16 protein-coding genes are annotated in these 19682 nt (G+C 66.7%); 8 read left to right on the forward strand and 8 right to left on the reverse strand.

Annotation, left to right across the window (positions count from 1 at the left end; translation table 11 throughout):
• Positions 1–422 precede the first annotated feature (422 nt).
• Together pdxY and O0J15_RS16910 are read left to right on the forward strand one after the other, a co-directional pair.
• Positions 423–1331 (forward strand): pyridoxal kinase, encoded by a 909-nt coding sequence (gene pdxY / locus O0J15_RS16905; RefSeq protein WP_019661249.1) that lies wholly within the window; start codon positions 423–425, stop codon positions 1329–1331.
• On the forward strand, positions 1328–2452 hold the full coding sequence (locus tag O0J15_RS16910; RefSeq protein ID WP_111104002.1) for a prephenate dehydrogenase: 1125 nt from the start codon (positions 1328–1330) through the stop codon (positions 2450–2452). The genes pdxY and O0J15_RS16910 overlap by 4 nt, the downstream gene beginning before the upstream one ends.
• A gap of 230 nt (positions 2453–2682) precedes the next feature.
• Here O0J15_RS16910 and O0J15_RS16915 read toward each other — a convergent pair whose 3' ends face one another.
• The 5 genes from O0J15_RS16915 to O0J15_RS16935 form a co-directional block, all read right to left on the reverse strand.
• Positions 2683–2877, reverse strand: a complete 195-nt coding sequence (locus O0J15_RS16915) for a hypothetical protein (RefSeq protein ID WP_019661251.1) — start codon at positions 2875–2877, stop codon at positions 2683–2685.
• Positions 2878–2947: 70 nt separating this feature from the next.
• Positions 2948–4720, reverse strand: a complete 1773-nt coding sequence (locus O0J15_RS16920) for an ABC transporter transmembrane domain-containing protein (protein ID WP_019661252.1) — start codon at positions 4718–4720, stop codon at positions 2948–2950.
• Positions 4713–5306 carry a YigZ family protein gene (locus O0J15_RS16925; RefSeq protein ID WP_308305990.1) on the reverse strand — a complete coding sequence of 198 codons (594 nt, stop codon included), beginning with the start codon at positions 5304–5306 and terminating at the stop codon, positions 4713–4715. Before O0J15_RS16925 ends, O0J15_RS16920 begins: the two co-directional genes overlap by 8 nt.
• Before the next feature lie 40 nt (positions 5307–5346).
• A complete protein-coding gene (locus O0J15_RS16930) occupies positions 5347–6351 on the reverse strand; it encodes a hypothetical protein (protein WP_180832330.1) in 1005 nt (334 codons plus the stop codon).
• Positions 6348–6866 (reverse strand): RNA polymerase sigma factor, encoded by a 519-nt coding sequence (locus O0J15_RS16935; protein WP_229301621.1) that lies wholly within the window; start codon positions 6864–6866, stop codon positions 6348–6350. The genes O0J15_RS16930 and O0J15_RS16935 overlap by 4 nt, the downstream gene beginning before the upstream one ends.
• A gap of 247 nt (positions 6867–7113) precedes the next feature.
• Here O0J15_RS16935 and O0J15_RS16940 point away from each other — a divergent pair, with 247 nt between their 5' ends.
• A complete protein-coding gene (locus O0J15_RS16940; protein ID WP_019661255.1) occupies positions 7114–9957 on the forward strand; it encodes an EAL domain-containing protein in 2844 nt (947 codons plus the stop codon).
• Between the two features lie 20 nt (positions 9958–9977).
• Here O0J15_RS16940 and O0J15_RS16945 read toward each other — a convergent pair whose 3' ends face one another.
• Positions 9978–10571, reverse strand: coding sequence for a TIGR00730 family Rossman fold protein (locus O0J15_RS16945; protein ID WP_019661256.1), 594 nt, complete (start codon positions 10569–10571; stop codon positions 9978–9980).
• A gap of 183 nt (positions 10572–10754) precedes the next feature.
• Positions 10755–12251: an aminotransferase class III-fold pyridoxal phosphate-dependent enzyme gene (locus tag O0J15_RS16950; RefSeq protein WP_019661257.1), complete on the reverse strand. Its 1497-nt coding sequence runs from the start codon at positions 12249–12251 to the stop codon at positions 10755–10757.
• Between the two features lie 211 nt (positions 12252–12462).
• Between O0J15_RS16950 and queA the strand changes: the two genes are divergently transcribed.
• Positions 12463–13530, forward strand: coding sequence for a tRNA preQ1(34) S-adenosylmethionine ribosyltransferase-isomerase QueA (gene queA, locus O0J15_RS16955; RefSeq protein WP_227843907.1), 1068 nt, complete (start codon positions 12463–12465; stop codon positions 13528–13530).
• 174 nt (positions 13531–13704) lie between these two features.
• Here queA and O0J15_RS16960 read toward each other — a convergent pair whose 3' ends face one another.
• A complete protein-coding gene (locus O0J15_RS16960; RefSeq protein WP_227843906.1) occupies positions 13705–14778 on the reverse strand; it encodes a type VI immunity family protein in 1074 nt (357 codons plus the stop codon).
• Between the two features lie 166 nt (positions 14779–14944).
• On the opposite strand from O0J15_RS16960, the gene tgt reads away from it, so the two are divergent.
• The 4 genes from tgt (at position 14945) to secF (ending at position 19467) form a co-directional block, all read left to right on the forward strand.
• On the forward strand, positions 14945–16075 hold the full coding sequence (gene tgt / locus O0J15_RS16965; RefSeq protein WP_164145462.1) for a tRNA guanosine(34) transglycosylase Tgt: 1131 nt from the start codon (positions 14945–14947) through the stop codon (positions 16073–16075).
• A 133-nt stretch (positions 16076–16208) separates the two neighbouring features.
• Positions 16209–16553, forward strand: coding sequence for a preprotein translocase subunit YajC (gene yajC, locus O0J15_RS16970; RefSeq protein ID WP_006434333.1), 345 nt, complete (start codon positions 16209–16211; stop codon positions 16551–16553).
• Positions 16554–16614: 61 nt separating this feature from the next.
• Positions 16615–18471, forward strand: a complete 1857-nt coding sequence (secD, locus tag O0J15_RS16975; protein ID WP_019661260.1) for a protein translocase subunit SecD — start codon at positions 16615–16617, stop codon at positions 18469–18471.
• 15 nt (positions 18472–18486) lie between these two features.
• On the forward strand, positions 18487–19467 hold the full coding sequence (gene secF / locus O0J15_RS16980) for a protein translocase subunit SecF (RefSeq protein WP_021202635.1): 981 nt from the start codon (positions 18487–18489) through the stop codon (positions 19465–19467).
• Positions 19468–19682 lie beyond the last annotated feature (215 nt).

A 19682-nucleotide genomic window follows, 5' to 3' on the forward strand; every position in this document is an offset into this window, starting at 1 on the left:
GACAGCCGCCACCGGACCCACCCCGCCTTCGACGGTTTTCCGCGATCTGTTGGAACAGCGTCCGGCACTGGTAGGTGTCGACCTTGGTCGACACGGTAGATCCATGCCATGCGTGGATGAATTCATTCGATATCTGACAGATGTGTCGACCAAGGTCGACACCCACCAACAGCCGCAGTTACCAACAGCCGCGTGAACCTGTCGAAGGCGGGGCGGTGTCGGAGTGCGGGGTGTCAGCCGCATGGATGCGGCTGCCAAGCCTACACGGACGTACTTGCGGCGTCCCCGCACTCCGACACCGCCCCGCCACCCCACGGATAGCTCGCTTTTGCCGTTGCCGTTGCCGTTGCCGTTGCTTGCAGCTTCGGCAGGTGCAGGGCTGCAAGCCCTGCCGAAAACCCCCTTGGGCGTAGAATGCGGCCATGAGCGAATCCCTTGATAACCACCTGGTCCACGGCCGCCGCCAGCGGCCCGACGGTCCGTCGCCGATCGATGTCATCTCGGTCCAGTCGCAACTCGTCTACGGTCATGCCGGCAACAGCGCGGCAATCCCGCCGATGCGCGCGCTGGGCGTGCGTGTGGCAAGCATTCCGACGGTGCTGCTCAGCAACGCGCCGTTCTACGACACCACGCGTGGCCGCGTGCTGCCGGCCGACTGGTTCGCCGACCTGCTGCTCGGCAGCCACGAGCGCGGCCTGCCGCAACGCGCGAAGATGCTGGTGTCCGGCTACTTCGGCAGCACCGCCAACGGTGCCGCCTTCGCCGACTGGCTGGACGCGATCCTGCCGGGCTGCCCGCAACTGCGTTATTGCCTGGACCCGGTGATCGGTGACACCCACACCGGCCCGTACGTGGAACCGGGCCTGGAAGCGATCTTCGCCGAGCGCCTGCTGCCCCATGCCTGGCTGGTGACCCCGAACGCCTTTGAACTCAATCGCCTGACCGGCATGCCAGCGCTGGCCGAGGCCGATGCCATCGCCGCCGCGCGCACGCTGCTGGATCGCGGCCCGCATTGGGTGATCGCGCACAGCGTGGGCGGCACCCCGGGTGAACTGGTAACCCTGGCCGTTGGCCGCGAGGAAACCTGGCGCTGGACCTCGCCGTTGCTGCCAGTGGACGTGGCAGGCACCGGTGATGTGCTGATGTCGCTGGTGGTGTCGTTCCTGCTGCGCGGCGAATCGATGCAGCAAGCGATCTCGCGCGCGATTGCCGGCACCCATGCGGCGCTGGAGGCGACCCTCGACAACGGCTTCGAAGAGTTCGACGTGATTGCTGCAGCGCCGGCGGCGCTGGCCGAAGGAACGCGCTTCCGCGCCGAACGCGTGGCATGAGCGGCCTGGACCCACGCACGCCGCGCACGGTCGGCATCATCGGCAGTGCCGGCGCCTACGGGCGCTGGCTGACCCGCTTCTTCCAGCAGCACATGCAGCTGCAGGTGATCGGCCACGATCCGGCCGATCCGGACTCGCATACGCCGGAACAGCTGCTGGCGCAGGCTGACGTGCTGGTGTTCTCGGCACCGATCCGGCATACGCCGGCCCTGATTGCCGCGTACGTGCAGCAGTCGGCCGGCCGCGAGCAGGACCGGCTGTGGCTGGACGTGACCTCGGTAAAAGAAGCGCCGGTGCAGGCGATGTTGGCCTCTCAAGCCGAAGTGGTCGGCCTGCACCCGATGACCGCGCCGCCCAAGGCGCCGACCCTGAAGGGCCGGGTGATGGTGGTCTGCGAAGCGCGGCTGCGGCACTGGCAACCGTGGGTTGATACGCTGTGCACGGCGTTGCAGGCTGAGTGCGTGCGCGCCACGCCGCAGCATCACGACCAGATGATGGCGCTGGTGCAGGCGATGGTGCATGCCACCCACCTGGCCCAGGCCGGCGTGCTGCGCCAGTACCAGCCGCAGCTGGGCGACCTGGCCGCGATGATGCCGTACCGGTCGGCATCGTTCGAACTGGATACGGCGATCATCTCGCGCATCCTGTCGCTGAACCCCGCGATCTACGAGGACATCCAGTTCGGCAACCCGTACGTGGCGCCGATGCTGGAGCGCTTGGTCGGCCAGCTGCAGGCCCTGCAGGCCCAGGTCGGGCAGGGCGACGACACTGCACGCAGTGCATTCCGTGAGCAGCTGTTGTTGGCCAATCGCAATGCCTTCGGCGAGCAGGAACTGGCTGACGGCAACTACACGTTCGAACGCGTGGGTTACCTGTTGGCGGACCTGACCGAGCGCAACGCGCTGTCGGTGCATTTGCCGGAGGACCGGCCGGGCTCGCTGCGTGAACTGTTGAACGTGTTCGAGCAGCACCGCATCAGCCTGGCCTCGATCCATTCCTCACGCACGCCCGGGGGCGAGGTGCATTTCCGTATCGGATTCGTGGCCGGCAGTGATCCGACGGCGATCCGTCGGGCAGCGGCCGAGGTGGACGCCAGCGGCATCGGACGGGTGCTGGGCTGAGCACATTCATCCACAGGTGGTGTGGATGGTTTCTGAGCAAACATGTGGATAACCGCGCGCAGCCCTTGGCAGCCAAGGCTGTCAAGATGCCTGGTGAAAAATTGACCATGCTTTTTGTAGCGTCGAGCCATGCTCGACCGCCCTTGGCAAAAAGCATGTCGACCAAGGTCGGCACCCACCAGAGCGGGGCGGAATGAAATCCGGTAGCGCCGGGCCATGCCCGGCGAACCTCAGATCGTCAGCCTCAGCTCACCGCCGCTTGTCGTGAATTCGCGGCCATTGCGCACCAGCTGGCGCCCGTCATCCAGCTCATAGCGTGGCGTAGCTTCGGAGTGGTGCCCGCTGCCACTCGCTTCGGGCTTGAACTCGATGATGATGTGGCTTTCGCCGTTGCTGTCGACGGCGGGGAACTGACGGAACGACATCGTGCACCTCCTTCAGCGGATGCTGCTGTTGCGCGGCCAGCTTGGCCGCGCCGATGTTAGCCGGACGTCATCAATCGATGAACTGCAGGCGTGCCAGTTCAGCGTACAGTCCGTCTTCGGCCAGCAGCTGTGCATGCGTGCCCTCGGCGACGATGCGGCCCTGGTCCATCACCACGATGCGGTCGGCCTTGAGCACGGTGGCCAAGCGGTGGGCGATGACCAGCGTGGTGCGACCCGCCATCAACCGTTCCAATGCCTGCTGCACGCTGTGTTCGCTCTGTGCATCCAGCGCGCTGGTGGCCTCATCCAGCAGCAGGATCGGCGCATCCTTCAGCAGCGCGCGGGCAATCGCCACACGCTGCTGCTGGCCACCGGAAAGACGGGCACCGCGCTCACCCAGCTCGCTGTCATAGCCCTGCGGCAACGCGCGCAGGAAAGCATCGGCCTCGGCGGCACGCGCGGCATCCTCGACTTCCGCGTCGCTGGCCTGCAGGCGGCCATAGCGGATGTTGTCGCGTGCACTGGCCGCGAACAGCGTCGGCTGCTGCGGCACCAGCGCCAGCTGCGCGCGCAGCTCGGCCGGGTCGACCTGGCGCACGTCGATGCCGTCCACGTCGATGCGGCCGCTGGCTGGGTCATGGAAGCGCAGCAGCATCGAAAGCACCGTGCTCTTGCCCGCCCCTGACGGACCCACCAGCGCTACGGTCTCGCCGGGGCGCACATGCAGGTTGAAGTGGTCCAGTGCGGCCTGGTCTGGTCGCTGCGGGTAGTGGAACACCACGTCGTCGAATCGTATCTCGCCACGCAGCGGTTGCGGCAGTGCATGCGGCTGGGCCGGCGCGCGGATCTCGATGTCTTCCTGCAGCAGTTCGCCGATGCGGCCCATGCCGCCGGCCGCGCGCTGCAGTTCGTTCCATACTTCGGCCAGCGCGCCCACCGAACCGCCGCCGATCAATGCATACAGCACGAACTGACCCAGCGTGCCGGCGCTGAGGCGGCCGTCGATGACGTCGTGCGCGCCCAGCCACAGCACACCGACGATGGCGCCGAACACCAGCAGGATGGCGCTGGCGGTGACCAGCGACTGCGCACCGATGCGGCGGCGGGCGGCGCCGATGGCGTCACCGAGCGCCTTGTCGAAGCGACCGCGTTCGTATGGTTCGCGTGCATGTGCCTGCACCGTGCGCACCGCGCCCAGCGTCTCGCTGGCCAGGCTGTTGGCATCGGCGATGCGGTCCTGGCTGTTGCGCGCGACCGTGCGCAGCTTGCGCGCACCGATGATGATCGGCAGCACCGCCAGTGGAATGCCGAGCAGCGACCATGCGGCCAGCCGCGGGCTGGTGACGAACAGCATCGCCAGGCTGCCGATGACAGTGACCGTGCTGCGCAATGCTACGGACATGGTCGAGCCGACCACGCTGCGCAGCAGTTCGGTGTCCGCGGTCAGGCGCGAGACCAGTTCGCCGCTGCGGCTGCGGTCGTGGAAGCCGGCGCCCAGCTGGATCAGGTGGGCATACAGCTGGCTGCGCAGGTCGGCCACGACTTTTTCGCCGAGCAGCGACACGAAGTAGAAACGCGCGGCCGTGCCCAACGCCATCACGACCGCCACCAGCATCAGCAGGGCGAAGGCGCGGTTGATCTGGCCGCCACTGCTGAAACCATGATCGATCATCTGCTTCACCGCCGGCGGCAGGCTCAGCGTGGCGGCCGAAGACACCGCCAGGGCCAGCAGCCAGGCGGTGAACAGCCCGCTATGGCGGCGCACGAATGGCCACAGCGTGCGCAGGCTGCCGAGGCGCCGCAGCGGCGGGGTCGAAGCGGGGGCGTCGTCCTTGTCAGTCATCCTGGTCGTCTTCTATGCGGATACGGTCACGGGTGGCGTCGCGCAGGCGGATTTTCAATGCGTCGACCTGATCGGCAGGCAGTTCGATCCGCAGGCACACACCGTTGGCATCGAACTGTTCATCGCGCTTTTCCGCGCTGAAGGCGGGCAGGGTGGCGTGCAGGGTGCCGAGGTCCTCAAAGCCAGCCAGCAGCTGCAACCGGGCCAGCGCCACCAGCGGCAGGCGCGGGGCGGTGCGCAGGCACTCGGCGGCGGCGCCACCGTAGGCGCGTACCAGGCCACCGGCGCCGAGTTTGATGCCGCCGAACCAGCGCGTCACCACCACCATCACCCGGTCGAAGCCCTGCCCGTCGATCGCCGCAAGGATCGGACGTCCAGCCGTGCCGGCCGGCTCGCCATCGTCGCTGGAACGATAGTCCTGGCCGTGCCGGTAGGCCCAGCAGTTGTGGGTGGCATCGGTCACCGCGACCTGCTGCAGGAACGCCATGGCCGCTGCGGCGCCGTCGATGGGCGCGGCCTGGGTGATGAAACGGCTGTGTTTGACTTCCAGCGCGTGGTTGACCGGCTGGGCGAGGGTATCGAGCATTCCCGTCATTCTACGGGGTTGCCGGGTGTTCCCGTCCGCTTCAATCGTCCAGCAGCGGCCGCAGGTCGCGCGGCAGGCGCGCTTCCGGGTACTGCTGCATGTAGCGCTCAAGGCTGGCACGGGCCAGATCGCGCTGGCCGTCGTCGCGTCGTGTGCGGATTTTCTGCAGCCACTGCCGGCGCGGCAGTCGTGCGTCGGCGTCCACTTCGGCCTGCACGGCATCCGCGCTCAGGCGCGCATCGCTGCCGCGGCGCATGATGCCCGGTGCGGAACGGCTGGGAGCCTCACGCTTCATCGAGGTGATCTCCACCCGATCCAGCGCCTGCGCCCGCTCGACCTCGGCTGCATTGGCGGCCGGTGCGCTGGCCGCGCGTGCTTTCAGTGCCCCGGACGCTGCCGGCGCGAGGGCCGGTGCCGGTGTGGGTGCCGGGTAGGCGGCCGGTGCCGGTGGCGCAGGTGGCGCAGGCGGCGCCGCTGCCGGTGCGGGCGGGAGGGCCGCAAAGGAGACATCGGCGGCCGCATCCGCAGCCATCGATCGTGCTGCCTGGGCCGACGCTTCATCGGGTTCGGCCGGAACGGGCTTGGACGCCCGCGCGATGGCCGGTGCCGGGGCGGCGGCAACGGGGGCCGCCTCGGGTGCTGCGGGCGCAGTAGCAGGATCCGCTGCCACCACCGCGCTGTCGGCTGCGCGGTTGCCAGCGGCCTGATCGGCAGCCGCGCTGTCTTCTGCCGCAGCCGGTGCCGCAGCCACGGCCGCCTCACCGGCCGGAATCGGCGGCGGTTCCGGACGCAGCTGCCAGGCGATGCCGATGGCGAACACCATCGAGGCGGCGATGCCGAACACGGCCGGCCAACGCGGGCGTGTGCGCTGCGTGCGCGGTGCCTCCGGAGAGGCCACTGCATCGGCAGGCGGAGCATCCACGGCGGCACGGGCCGCGGCCAGAATGGCGGTGTCCAGTGCAGCCGGCGGTGCCTGTTCGGCGCGACGGCCGAGCAGCCGGGACAGCTCGCGTTCTTCCGGCGTCAGTGGTTCGTCTCGGTTCATGCGTTCAATCCCGCACGCAGCTTGTCCATCGCATAGCGCAGCCGCGATTTCACGGTTTCCCGGCCTACGCCGGTGATCTGGCCGATCTCCTCCAGGCTCAGTTCCTGATCCAGCCGCAGCTGCAGCACTTCGCGCTGCTCCGGCGGCAGTTGTTCCATCGCCAGCTGGATGCGGCGACGTTGCTCGAATTCGGATAGCTCGCCCTCCGGGGTCTGCCCATCCTCGATCGCGGCCAGGCGCAGATCGGCGTCGGCCGGCGCGGCGGGGCGATGACGGGCGGCACGCCAATGGTCATTCAGGCGGTTGTGGGCGATGCGGAACAGCCAGGTGCTGAACGCGGCCTCGGGCTGCCAGCCGGCGCGGGCGCTGATCACCCGCTGCCAGACGTCCTGGAAAATCTCCTCGGCCAGCGCGTTGTCGCGCAGTTGCCGCAGCAGGAAGCCGAACAGGCGCTTGCGGTGGCGCGCATACAGGCTTTCGAAGGCGCGCAGGTCGCCACCGGCCCAGGCCAGCATCAAGGCTTCATCGGTTGGCAGTGCGCTGGCTTCCACGGCGTACAGGGTAAGGCCTGCGGGCGATGGCGCATAGCCGGTGGCGGGGGCGGGCAGGGCGAGGGTCATGGCTCGGATGGGGCTACGGACAGCAGGAAAAACGTACGGGTGCACGATTCGGGGTTTACGGGCTTCCATTGCCCCCCGGGTGGCGCGCTATGCTCGGCGGCTCAGGGGAGGCGACGCACAGACGGCGCCAAGAGATTGTCATTTGTCCACGCATGCTGAACCGGCGGAAGAGTCACCACACGAGGCCGTGCTGAGCACGGCGCTGGTGCGCGCGTTGCATGCGCTTTTGCCGGAAACGGCCGTGGTTCGCGTTGGCTGGGACGACCCGCAGCTCGGTCGTGGCCAGGGCGGCTGGCCGTCGCCAGCAGTTGCCGGCCAGGTGGCCGCGGAGCCGGGAATCGGCGAGGGTCAGCATGGCTGGGAATACGACGGTGCGCGGTTGCTGTTGTCGGTAGCCGGGGCGGCGCCTTCACCTGCATGGTGGGGGGTTGCCCGGCAGGCGATGGAACTGGCGCTGCAGCGCGGCCGCCAAGCCGGCCAGATCAAGGCACTGGAAGAGGCCGAGCGGCTGCAGCAGGCCCTGTTCCAGATTGCCGATCTGGCCGGTGCCGATCTGGAAATGCCCGAGATGCTGCGCCACGTGCATGGCGTGCTCGGCACGCTGATGTATGCCGAGAACTGCTACATCGTGGAATACGACGATGTGCGCGACCAGATCCGGTTCCTGTACTTTGCCGATCAGGTCGATGACTTCGTCGCCGATCCCACGCAGAGCCATGACGCCAGCGAGATGCCGCGCAGCCTGACCGTGGCGCTGCTGCGCCATGGCAAGCCGCTCAGTGGCCCTTCGCGCAAACTGCTGGCGCAGGTGATGGAACAGGAGCATGACCCGCAGCGCGGTCCCGAAAGCCTGGACTGGCTGGGCGTGCCGATGCTGCGCGACGGCCGCGTCTGCGGGGCCATCGTGGTTCAGAGCTATGAACAGGCCGCCCGCTACGGCGAGGCCGAGCGCGCACTGCTGGGCTTCGTCGCCCAGCACGTGCAGACCGCGATGGATCGGCGCCAGGCGCAGGTCCGGTTGGAACAGCAGGTGGCGCGGCGCACCCAGGAACTGCAGCGGGCCAACCACAGCCTGCAGGACGAGGTAGCCGAGCGTCGTCGTGCCGAACAGCTGCAGACCGCCCTGTACAACATCGCCGAAATGGCGATGTCGGCCGACAGCCTGGCTCAGTTCTACGGGCAGGTGCACGGCGTGGTCGGGCGCCTGCTCGACGCGCGCAATTTCTACATCGCCCTGGTCAACCCGGCCGGCAACGGCCTGGATTTCGTGTATTCGGTGGACGAGCACAATGCCAGCCGCGCGCCACGGCCCTTCAGCCGGGGCCTGACCGAATACGTGGTGCGCAACCGGCGCCCGCTGCTGGCCTCGCGCGCGCAGATCGATGCGCTGCTGGCCAGTGGCGAGGTGCGTGAATCCGGTGCACGTTCGCACTGCTGGCTGGGCGTGCCGCTGCTGCGCGACGACGAAGTGGTCGGCGCGATCGTGGTGCAGAGCTACAGCGAAAACAGCACGTTCAGCGTTCACGACCAGCGCCTGCTGACCTTCGTCGCGCAGAACATCGGTACCGGCCTGGCCCGTCAACGCGACCAGCAGCGGCTGCGTTCGGCGCATGCCGAACTGGAAAAGCGCGTGGAAGAACGTACCCGCGAGCTGGCCGAGGTCAACGAAAAGCTGCTCGGGCAGATCGGCGAGCGGCTGCGGGCCGAGCAGCGGCTCACCCATCAGGCCATGCACGATGCGCTGACCGGCCTGCCCAATCGCCTGCACCTGCTGGATCGACTGCAGGATGCGCTGGTGCTGGCCAGGCGTGAGGGTGGCCCGGTGTTCGCCGTACTGTTCCTCGATCTGGATCGCTTCAAGCTGGTCAACGACAGCATCGGGCATGCCGCCGGCGACCGCATGCTGGAGGAAGTGGCCAAGCGCATCGTATCGATGGCCGGCGCCGACGACGTGGTGGCACGGCTGGGCGGTGATGAATTCGCGGTGCTGCTGCAATGCCCGCAAGGTCTGGCCCAGGCACTGGATTTCGGCCAGCGGCTGCTGCTGGCGTTGCAGGAATCGATGTGGATCGCCGGGCGCGAACTGTTTCCGTCCGGCAGCCTGGGCATTGCCCTCTGGAATCCGCGCTACCGCACCGGAGAAGAGCTGCTGCGCGATGCGGATGCGGCCATGTACCGGGCCAAGGCGCAGGGCCATGACCGCTGTGCGATTTTCGACGAGGACATGCGCGAAGAAGCCATGCGCAGCCTGGACCTGGAAGCCGACCTGCGCCGTGCGATCAACAACCGCGATTTCGTACCGTTCTACCAGCCGATCGTGCGCTTGTCCGACGGTGAAGTGGTCGGCCACGAGGCGCTGCTGCGCTGGCAGCATGAGCGCCGTGGCCTGCTGCTGCCCGGCGCGTTCCTGGAGCTGGGCGAGGAAAGCGGCCTGATCGAGCAGGTCGACTGGCTGATCTATGAACAGGTAATCATTGGCCTCGCCGAAGGCGGGCACAGCTATGTATCGGTCAACGTATCACCGCGGCATTTCCGCTCTGCAGAGTTCAGCGGCCGCCTGTTCGGCCTGCTGGACGCATACGGGGCCGATCCGCAGCGGCTGCGGCTGGAAATAACCGAGGTGGCGCTGCTGGATGATGCCCCGCACACCCTGCGCATCCTGCAGGGGCTGCGCGAGCGCGGCATCCAGGTGCAGCTGGACGATTTCGGTACGGGCTTCTCCGCGCTGTCCTACCTGCACCGTTTCCCGATCAGCACGTTGAAGATCGACCAGAGTTTCATCGCTGGCCTGCATGGGCCGGAAGTGCAGAGCACGCGCGCGCTGGTCGAGGGCGTGCTGTCGCTGGCGCGCACGCTGGGCATCGAAACCATCGGCGAAGGAATCGAGACCGAGGCGCAGCGGCAGACCCTGCGCGAACTGGGTTGCGACTACGGCCAGGGCTACCTGTTGGGGCGGCCCGCCCCGTGGTCGCACGCGGCGGCCTGAGCCCACCGCGTGCGGCTGCATCAACGCAGGGCAGCGCGACGCTTCTCGTCGATCCACTTCGAGGCCTGGGCCGGCTGGTAGTTCTGCATCCACTCCAGCATCGCTTCGATGTCCGAGCCGTACCACAGGTCCTGGCGCTGGTCCGGGTGCAGGAAGCGCTCTTCCACCATGCGATCGATCATGCCGATCAGCGGGGCGTAGAAACCTTCCACATCGAGGAAGGCGCACGGCTTGTTGCCGATGCCCAGCTGGCGCCAGGTCAGCATTTCAAAGATCTCTTCCATGGTGCCGAAGCCGCCGGGCAGGGCGACGAAGCCGTCAGCAAGATCGAACATGCGCGACTTGCGCTCATGCATCGAACCGACGATCTCCAGTTCGGTCAGGCCGCGGTGGGCCACTTCCCAGTCGGCCAGCTGGCGCGGGATCACGCCGGTCACCTCGCCGCCAGCGGCGAGCACGGCATTGGCCACGGTTCCCATCAGGCCGACGTTGCCGCCGCCATACACCAGGCGCAGGCCGTCGCGGGCAATGCGGTCGCCCAGGGCAATGGCGCGTTCGGTGTAGGCCGGCTTGCTGCCAGCGTTGGAACCACAGTACACACAGATCGATTTCATGGATCTTCCTGTCTCTTGGCCGGAAACGAAAACGCCCCGTCGCCAACCGCAGGGCGGTCGGGGACGGGGTGTCCTTGGATTATGAGCCCTTCTGTAGAGCCGAGCCATGCTCGGCTGCTCTTCGTTCAGATCGCGGCAAAGGCCGAGTCGAGCATGGCTCGACTCTACAAACGCCAAGCAGGCTTACGCGGCAGCGGCCTGTTCGCGGCGCGGGCCTTCACGCAGGGCACGGCCGACCATCCCCACCAGCAGGTCCAGCTCCTCGCTGTCCATGCCGAAGTGCGGGGTGAAGCGCAGCGAGTTCTCGCCACCGTGGATCACGTTGATGCCGTGCTGGCGCAGCCATTCTTCGGTGGAATTGGCGCCGTAGCACTTGAACTGCGGCGCCAGCTCGCAGGAGAACAGCAGGCCGGTACCCTGCACCTTGGTGATCAGGCCGCCCAGCTCGTTCTTCAGCTGCTCCAGCTTGCGTACGGCTTCGGCGCCACGTTCGGCGATGTTGGCGCGCACCTGTGGGGTCAGCTGGGCCAGCGTGGCGCAGGCCACGTCCAGCGCACGCGGGTTGCTGGTCATGGTGTTGCCGTAGATGCCCTTGCGGTACAGCTGCGCGGCATGCTCGGTCACCGCCAGCACCGACAGCGGGTACTGCGCGGCGTTCAGCGCCTTCGAATAGGTTTCCATGTCCGGCGGGTCCAAGCCTTCGAAGCCCGGGTAATCGACCACCGAGAGCACGCCATGCGCGCGCAGGCCGGCCTGGATCGAGTCGAGCAGCAGCAGGCTGCCATGCGCACGGGTCAGTTCGCGGGCCACGGCGTAGAACGACGGCGGCACCGAGCGGCCCGGGTCGCCTTCGCCCATCACCGGCTCCAGGAACACCGCCTCGATGAACCACTGGTTGCGTGCGGCGTCCTCGAACACCTTGCGCAGGCCGGCCTCATCGTACGGCGCCACGGTGATCACCGAATCCTCGCCACGGTAGCTGGCCAGGTGCTGCATGTAGCTCTTGCGGCTGGAATCGGAATACAGGGCAGGGCGGTCGGTACGGCCATGGAAGCTGCCCTTGACCACCACGCGCTTGATCGCAGCGCCAGCGTGGCGCGCACCCGGGTCGGTCTGCAGCTTGGCGTTGACGTCGGCGATGCGCGCGGCCAGGCCGACCGCCTCGGAGCCGGAATTCAGGCACATGAAACGGGCGAATGGGCAGCCGCCACGGCGATGGCCGATCTCGGCGCGCAGGGCGGTGATGAAGCGCTGCTGCGACAGGCTGGGGGTCATGATGTTGGCCATCACCTGCGGGCGGGCCATTGCCTCCAACACGGCGTCCGGGGTGTGCCCGAAGCCAAGCATGCCGTAGCCGCCAGCGTCGTACAGCACGGCGCCCTTCAGGGTGACCACCCACGGGCCGCGCGCAGCCAGTGCCACGTACGGGGTCACCGCGTCATCGGCGTAGAAGTTGACGAAACCATCCTGCATCGCGTCGATCTGCGCCTGTTCGTCCTGCGCCAGCAGCGGCCCCAGGTCGGCCTGCACGCGCGCGAATTCCTCGGCGGCGGCGTCCACCGCGGCGATCAGCTGCGGGTGGTTGGCGGACAGGGCGGTCAGCGTGGCGTCGTCCAGGCCGGAGGTGAGGCGGGTGCCGGGCTGGGCGCGCAGGGGGGCGAGGCGTTCGATGAAGCTCATTGCAGATCTCCTGAAACGATGGGTCGCACGGGCCTTCAAATGCAAAACGCGCGTCATCACGCGCGCTTGGGGGCAGGCTCGTGCAGCGGACTTCCAACTCGATGCTAGCACTTGTTTTTTTGCGCGATAACCCCGCAGAAACCTGCTGCATAGCAGCATTTTGCGCGACGTTCGCCGCGAAGCGCGCCGGCTCGCAGACGCTGGACGTACAATGCGCGCCATTGTCGACCTGTTGCCGCCCACTGCCTTGAAGAAGTCCGATTTCCACTACGACCTGCCGGCTGAACTGATCGCGCAGGCTCCCTTGGCCGAACGTTCCGCCAGCCGCCTGATGCTGGTGCCGGCCGCACCTGCGCCCTTCACCGATCTGCAGGTGCGCGACCTGCCGTCCCTCCTGCAGCCGGGCGACCTGCTGGTGTTCAACGACACCCGCGTGATCCCGGCGCGCCTGTTCGGGCAGAAGGCCAGCGGCGGCCGCGTGGAGATCCTGATCGAGCGCCTGCTCGGTGGCCAGCAGGCCCGTGCCCAGGTCGGCGCCAGCAAGTCGCCGAAGGCCGGCAGCCGCATTGCGCTGGATGCCGGTGGGGAGGCCGAGGTGCTGGGTCGCGACGGCGAGTTCTACGTGCTGCAGTTCCACGTGCCTGAGTCGCTGGAGCAGTGGCTGCTGCACGCCGGCCGCCTGCCGCTGCCGCCGTACATCCAGCGTGAGCCGGGCGTGGACGATCGCGAGCGCTACCAGACCGTGTTCGCGCGCGAAGTGGGCGCGGTGGCGGCACCGACCGCCGGCCTGCATTTCGACGAACCGCTGCTGGCCGCGCTGAAGGAGAAGGGCGTGGACTTCGGCCATGTCACCCTGCACGTCGGCGCGGGCACCTTCCAGCCGGTGCGCGCCGATGACCTGAAGGACCACGTGATGCACCGCGAGTGGCTGAACGTCGGCGCCGAACTGGTGCAGCAGGTGCGGCGCACGCGCGCCGCCGGCGGCCGGGTGATCGGCGTCGGCACCACCGTGGTACGCGCGCTGGAAAGCGCGATGCGCGATGGCGAGCTGCTGCCGTTCGCCGGTGAAACGCAGATCTTCATCACCCCGGGCTACCGCATCCGCAGCGTCGACGCGATGGTGACCAACTTCCACCTGCCGGAAAGCACGCTGCTGATGATGATCTCCGCGTTTGCCGGCAAAGAACGCGTGTTCGAGGCCTACCAGCATGCGATCGAGCAGCGCTACCGCTTCTTCAGCTACGGCGACGCGATGCTGCTGTTCCCGCAGGCGGGGTAGGGGGCTGACCTCTGCCTGATAGTGGTGGGTGCGCACCGTTGGTGCGCACGGCTTGTGCCTGAAGGTGGAATCCACGCCATGCGTGTCCGGCTACGGGGCTGGTACCCGGGGCGATTCGATCGGCTTTCTGCTCAATTTTTCCACCAAGGATTCTGTTCATTTGCTCGCCTTGGCTCATTCGATTGTGCATGGATGCTGCTGCGCAAGCCTTGCTTCGTGAATCGAAATCTCTGAAGGATCGACTTCAAATCGACGCATCCACTGATCGGCGATCCGGCCGATCAGCCTCGGTTCTGTGGACTTAGGGTTGGAATGGAGATTGCCGACCGACGCAGGTCGCAGACCCCGGAGTTGATGGTCGAGCAGTACATATTCAGGGGCGCGAGGATCTTCTGCATCAGCGTAGGCGAGGGGTCTCGCTCCAGCCTGGATCAAGACGCCACCGCCATACCCTTGGAGCCTGAAATACTGCTCGGGGAGAGCGCTGCGGAGCTGATCAAGCCCTCCAGCCGCTGCCAGCCGGGCGTCATCCAGTAGGGTCAACCAGCTCACCGTCTTGATCTTGAGATGCTTGAGTTCCGCCCGGTTCGCCAGGAGCGCGGTGTCCCCCACATCCAGGCCGGGAAGGCGCTGGGCCAGAACTGCTTCAATGGGCTCATTGCGCTCTCGGCGTACTGCGCTCAGATTCAATGCGTAGCCCGCATGCCCATGTGCGGCCCTCAACCAGTGTGCACATTTGATCGCCAGTTCAATCAACTGGCATTCCTTTCCTGAGAAATGGCCAGTCGGGACCGACAACTCAAGGACACTCATGTCGTTGCCCATTCGGGATTGCCAGCCGCGCTTGCCGTAGACACGGAACTGCCAGGCTCCGGCGTCTTCAGCATTGGGACCGCTGGTGTAGCAGAAGCTGAGATGGTCGTCTTCCAACATGGGCTCGATCATTTCTCGCAGAGTTTTGCTGTCCTTGACGCGCTGCCGGGATCGTCCATCCGTTGGTTTCTCGCGCCAGAGCCATGACAATGCGGCTCCCGCGTGCTCGCGGAACGCGTCGAAGCAAAGGCACAGGTTTTCTCTCGTGCAGGCCAGATGTGCGTCCTTGAAGTACAGCGTCAGGCGTAGACACATCACTGCGCCTACGTAGTTCGCTGGGCCGCTCGGAAGAAGCAGATCGCCTGGAAACTCCAGCGACTCCTGTGCGTCCGGAAACCATTCAGTTTCCAGGGGAAGGTCGCGCAGGGTGGGCATGAGTGGAGTGCCAGCATGTTGGGCTGGTCACCCTAGGAGGAATACGTTCCGCCGCCAAGGCCAATTGCGACAGGTAAAGTGTCGGATGGAGCCTGTTCAGGCCTGAATGCGCGGTCGAGCCGGTTTTGGGAGACAATGAGCGACTATTTGCCTGAACGACCGCTCCATGTCCCGATTGCAGTTCCAGCTCCAGACCCGCGACGGCCGTGCCCGCCGTGGCCGCCTGACCTTCCCGCGTGGCACGGTGGAAACGCCGGCCTTCATGCCGGTGGGGACCTATGGCTCGGTCAAGGGCATCCTGCCGGACCAGGTGCGGGCGCTGGGCGCCGAGATCATCCTCGGCAACACCTTCCACCTGTACCTGCGCCCGGGCCTGGACATCATCGCCGACCACGGCGGCCTGCATGGCTTCTGCCGCTGGGATGGCCCGATCCTGACCGATTCGGGTGGTTTCCAGGTGTTCTCGCTGGCCCACCGCCGCAAGATCACCGAGCAGGGCGTGACCTTCGCCTCGCCCACCGATGGTGCCCGCGTGTTCCTGGGCCCGGAAGAGAGCATGAAGATCCAGAAGGTGCTCGATTCGGACGTGGTGATGATCTTCGACGAGTGCACCCCGTACCCGGCCACCGAGGACGTCGCCCGTCGCTCGATGGAGCTGAGCCTGCGCTGGGCCCAGCGCAGCCGCAACGCGCATGACGAGCTGGGCAACGATGCGGCCCTGTTCGGCATCGTCCAGGGCGGCGTTCACACCGACCTGCGCAGCCGCTCGGCCGAGGCCCTGCAGGCGATCGGCTTCGACGGGTATGCCATCGGCGGCCTGGCCGTGGGCGAGCCGGAGCACGAGCGCAACGCCATGCTGGACCACCTGGACCCGGAGCTGCCGGGTGACCGCCCGCGCTACCTGATGGGCGTGGGACGGCCGGAGGACCTGGTGGAGGGTGTCGCACGTGGCGTGGACATGTTCGACTGCGTGATGCCCACCCGCAACGCCCGCAACGGCCACTATTTCACCTCGTTCGGTACCGTCCGCATCCGCAACTCCCAGTACGCGCGGGACATGGATCCGATCGAGCCGGGCTGCGGCTGCGTGGCCTGCACCGGCGGCTACACCCGCTCCTACCTGCGCCACCTGGACCGCTGCAACGAGATGCTGGCGCCGATGCTGGGCACGCTGCACAACCTGTTCTATTACGAAAAGCTGATGGCCGACATCCGCGCGGCGATCGAGGCGGGAACCTTCCTGGCCTTCCGTGAGTCTTTCTACGCGGCACGCGGAGCGGTCGCGCCGGTCCTGTAACCCGGACGCCCCCTGCCAAACGGCCCAAGGACGAACGCCCGGGGCCGTGGCATACTTCAAGGCTGACCCAGATCCGCGGTCGACACCCCCGCCCCTGAAGGGACGGGAGCGCCGCCCAACCAAAGGACCAACGATGAACCTGCTTGCCTTCCTGATTCCCGCCGCCCACGCCCAGGCCGCCGGCGGCCAACCGCAGGGCATGGGCCTGACCACGCTGCTGTTCCCGATCATCCTGATCGCCATCATGTACTTCCTGATGATCCGCCCGCAGATGAAGCGGCAGAAGGAGCACAAGGCCATGCTGGAGAAGATCAAGCGCGGCGACGAAGTGCTGACCAACGGCGGCATCGCCGGCATCGTCACCGACATCGGCGACAACTTCATCACCATCGAAGTGGCTGACAACGTGCGCATCCGTGTGCAGAAGGGCGCTGTCGGCAACGTGCTGCCGGCCGGTACCCTGAAGTCGGCCCAGTAAGCCACCCCCTTTCCGATGCACAACCGCGGCGCCGGGGATGGCGCCGCGCGGGACCCAAGCAATGCTCGAATTTCCACGCTGGAAGTACGTCGTCATCCTGATCGTACTGGCGCTCAGTGCGCTGTATGCGCTGCCCAACATCTACCAGAAGGACCCGGCCGTCCAGATCACCGCCAACCGTGGCGGGCAGATCGATGATGCGCTGCGCGACCGTGTGCTGGCCGACCTGAAGAAGGCCGGTATCACTCCCGTCGGCGCCGAGAAGGAAGGGGAAAGCCTGATCGTCCGCCTGCCGGACCTGAAGGCGCAGTCCGCCGCCAGCGACGCCCTGCGTGACACCGTCGGCGAGAACTACACCGTGGCCCTGAACCTGGCCTCGACCGTGCCGGACTGGTTGGCCAAACTCGGTGGCCGCCCGATGGTGCTCGGCCTGGACCTGCAGGGCGGCGTGCACTTCGTGCTGCAGGTTGACCAGAAGGCTGCCCTCGACAAGCGTCTGGACGCCTACACCGAAGACGTGCGCAGCACGCTGCGCGACGCCCGCATTCCGTACCAGTCGGTGGAACGCCGTGCCGACAACAGCATCGTGGCCAACCTGAGCCCGTCCGCCGGCGACGACGCCGCGCAGCGTGCGCGCGCCGCCCTGGTGAAGGCGCAGCCGACGCTGGGCTATGACGTCAGTGGCAACCGCATCACGGTCACCGTGCCGGAGACCGAGATCACCCAGATCGCCAATGGCGCCATCGAGCAGAACATCAACACCCTGCGCAACCGTGTGAACCAGTTGGGCGTGGCCGAACCGATCATCCAGCGGCAGGGTGCAGACCGCGTGGTCGTGCAGCTGCCGGGTGTGCAGGACACCGCCGAAGCCAAGCGCATGATCGGCGCCACCGCCACCCTGGAGTACCGCGCGGTGGTCGAGGGCAATGCGCAGGACGCCATCAATTCCGGCCGCATCCCGCCGGAGGCGAAGGTGTACCAGCGTCGTGACGGCCTGGGCCCGGTGCTGCTGAACAAGCGCGTGATCGTCACCGGTGACCAGATGGTCGGCGCGCAGGCGGTGACCGATCCGAACAGTGGCTCTCCGGCCGTCAGCGTGACGCTGAACAATGTCGGCGGCCAGCGCATGTTCGACTTCACCAGCGCCAACGTGAACAAGCCGATGGCGGTGGTCTACACCGAGCGCGTGCCGACCGTGACCGTCGTCGACGGCCAGGAAGTGCGTGGCTTCAAGGTCAACGAGGAAGTGATCTCGGTGGCCAACATCAATGGTGTGTTCGGCAAGAACTTCCAGACCACCGGCCTGCAGAAGAAGGAAGCCGAGGACCTGGCCAAGCTGCTGAAGTCGGGTTCGCTGGCTGCGCCGATGGACTTCGTCGAAGAGCGCGTGGTCGGCCCGAGCCTGGGCGCCGAGAACGTCAAGAACGGCATGCGCGCGGTCGTGTTCGCATTCCTGTTCACCCTGGTGTTCTTCAGCATCTACTACCGCATGTTCGGTGTGATTACGTCGGCGGCGATGCTGTTCAACCTGCTGATCGTGGTGGCGGTGATGTCGCTGTTCGGCGCGACCATGACCCTGCCGGGCTTCGCCGGCCTGGCGTTGTCGGTCGGCCTGTCGGTGGACGCCAACGTGCTGATCAACGAGCGTATCCGAGAAGAGCTGCGTGCCGGCGTGCCGGGCAAGACCGCGATCGTGACCGGTTACGAGCGTGCTTCGGGCACCATCCTCGACGCCAACCTGACCGGCCTGATCGTCGGTGTGGCGCTGTTTGCATTCGGTACCGGTCCGCTGAAGGGCTTCGCGCTGACCATGATCATCGGTATTTTCGCCTCCATGTTCACCGCGATCACCGTGTCGCGTGCGCTGGCGACGCTGATCTACGGCCGCCGCAAGAAGCTCCAGAACGTGGCCATCTGACGGGACGACACGCACATGAAACTGTTTCCGCTGCACATCCTCCCGAACGACACCAAGATCGACTTCATGCGCTGGCGCCATGTCGCCATGGCAGTCACCATCGTGGTGTTCCTGGCCTCGGTCGCCATCATCGGCATCAAGGGCTTCAACTACGCACTGGACTTCACCGGCGGCACCCTGATCGAAGCCCGCTTCGACAAGGCGGTGGACGTCGAGCAGGTCCGCACCAAGCTCGAGCAGAACGGCTTCGAAGGCGCGCAGGTGCAGAGCGTCGGTGGCAACACCGATCTGCTCATCCGCCTGGCGCCGCACGGCGAGCATGCGCCGGGCACCGGTGATGCCGCTGCCGAGGACAAGGCCACTGCCGCTGCCGTGGTGAAGGCACTGTCCACGGCTGACAACCAGGCCACCGTGCTGCGCAACGAGTTCGTCGGCCCGCAGATCGGCAAGGACCTGGCGATGAATGGCCTGTACGCCACCATCTTCATGCTGGCCGGCTTCCTGATCTACATCGCGGTGCGCTTCGAATGGAAGTTCGCGGTCACCGCCAGCATCGTGGCGATGTTCGACCTGATCGTGACGGTGGCTTACGTGTCCCTGCTGGGCCGTGAGTTCGACCTGACCGTGCTGGCCGGCCTGCTCTCGGTGATGGGCTTTGCGATCAACGACATCATCGTGGTCTTCGACCGCGTCCGCGAGAACTTCCGCAGCCTGCGCGTGGACTCGATGGAAGTGCTGAACCGCTCGATCAACCAGACGCTGTCGCGTACGGTGATCACCGCGGTGATGTTCTTCCTGTCCGCGCTGGCCCTGTACCTGTACGGTGGCAGCTCGATGGAAGGCCTGGCCGAGACGCACATGATCGGTGCAGTGATCGTGGTGCTGTCCTCGATCCTGGTGGCGGTGCCGATGCTGACGATCGGTTTCCTGCGCGTCAGCAAGCAGGACCTGCTGCCGAAGGCGAAGGACGTCGAGGCCCTGGCCCGTCGCCCGTAAGCGTCCCGCTGCACGCAACACGCAGAGAACCCCGCGCAAGCGGGGTTTTTTGTTGGCAGGGCTTGCAGCCCTGCACCTGCAGAGGCAACAGTAACAGCAACAGCAACAGCGGGCATTCCGTGGATTGGTGGGGCGGTGTCGGAGTGCGGGGGCGCCGCAATTACGTCCCTGTAGGCTTGGCAGCCGCTTGCTCGTGCGCGCAGTCCTGCGCGCAC

It is taken from the genome of Stenotrophomonas sp. Sm10 (assembly GCF_030985515.1).
In the GTDB taxonomy this organism is placed as follows: domain Bacteria; phylum Pseudomonadota; class Gammaproteobacteria; order Xanthomonadales; family Xanthomonadaceae; genus Stenotrophomonas; species Stenotrophomonas hibiscicola.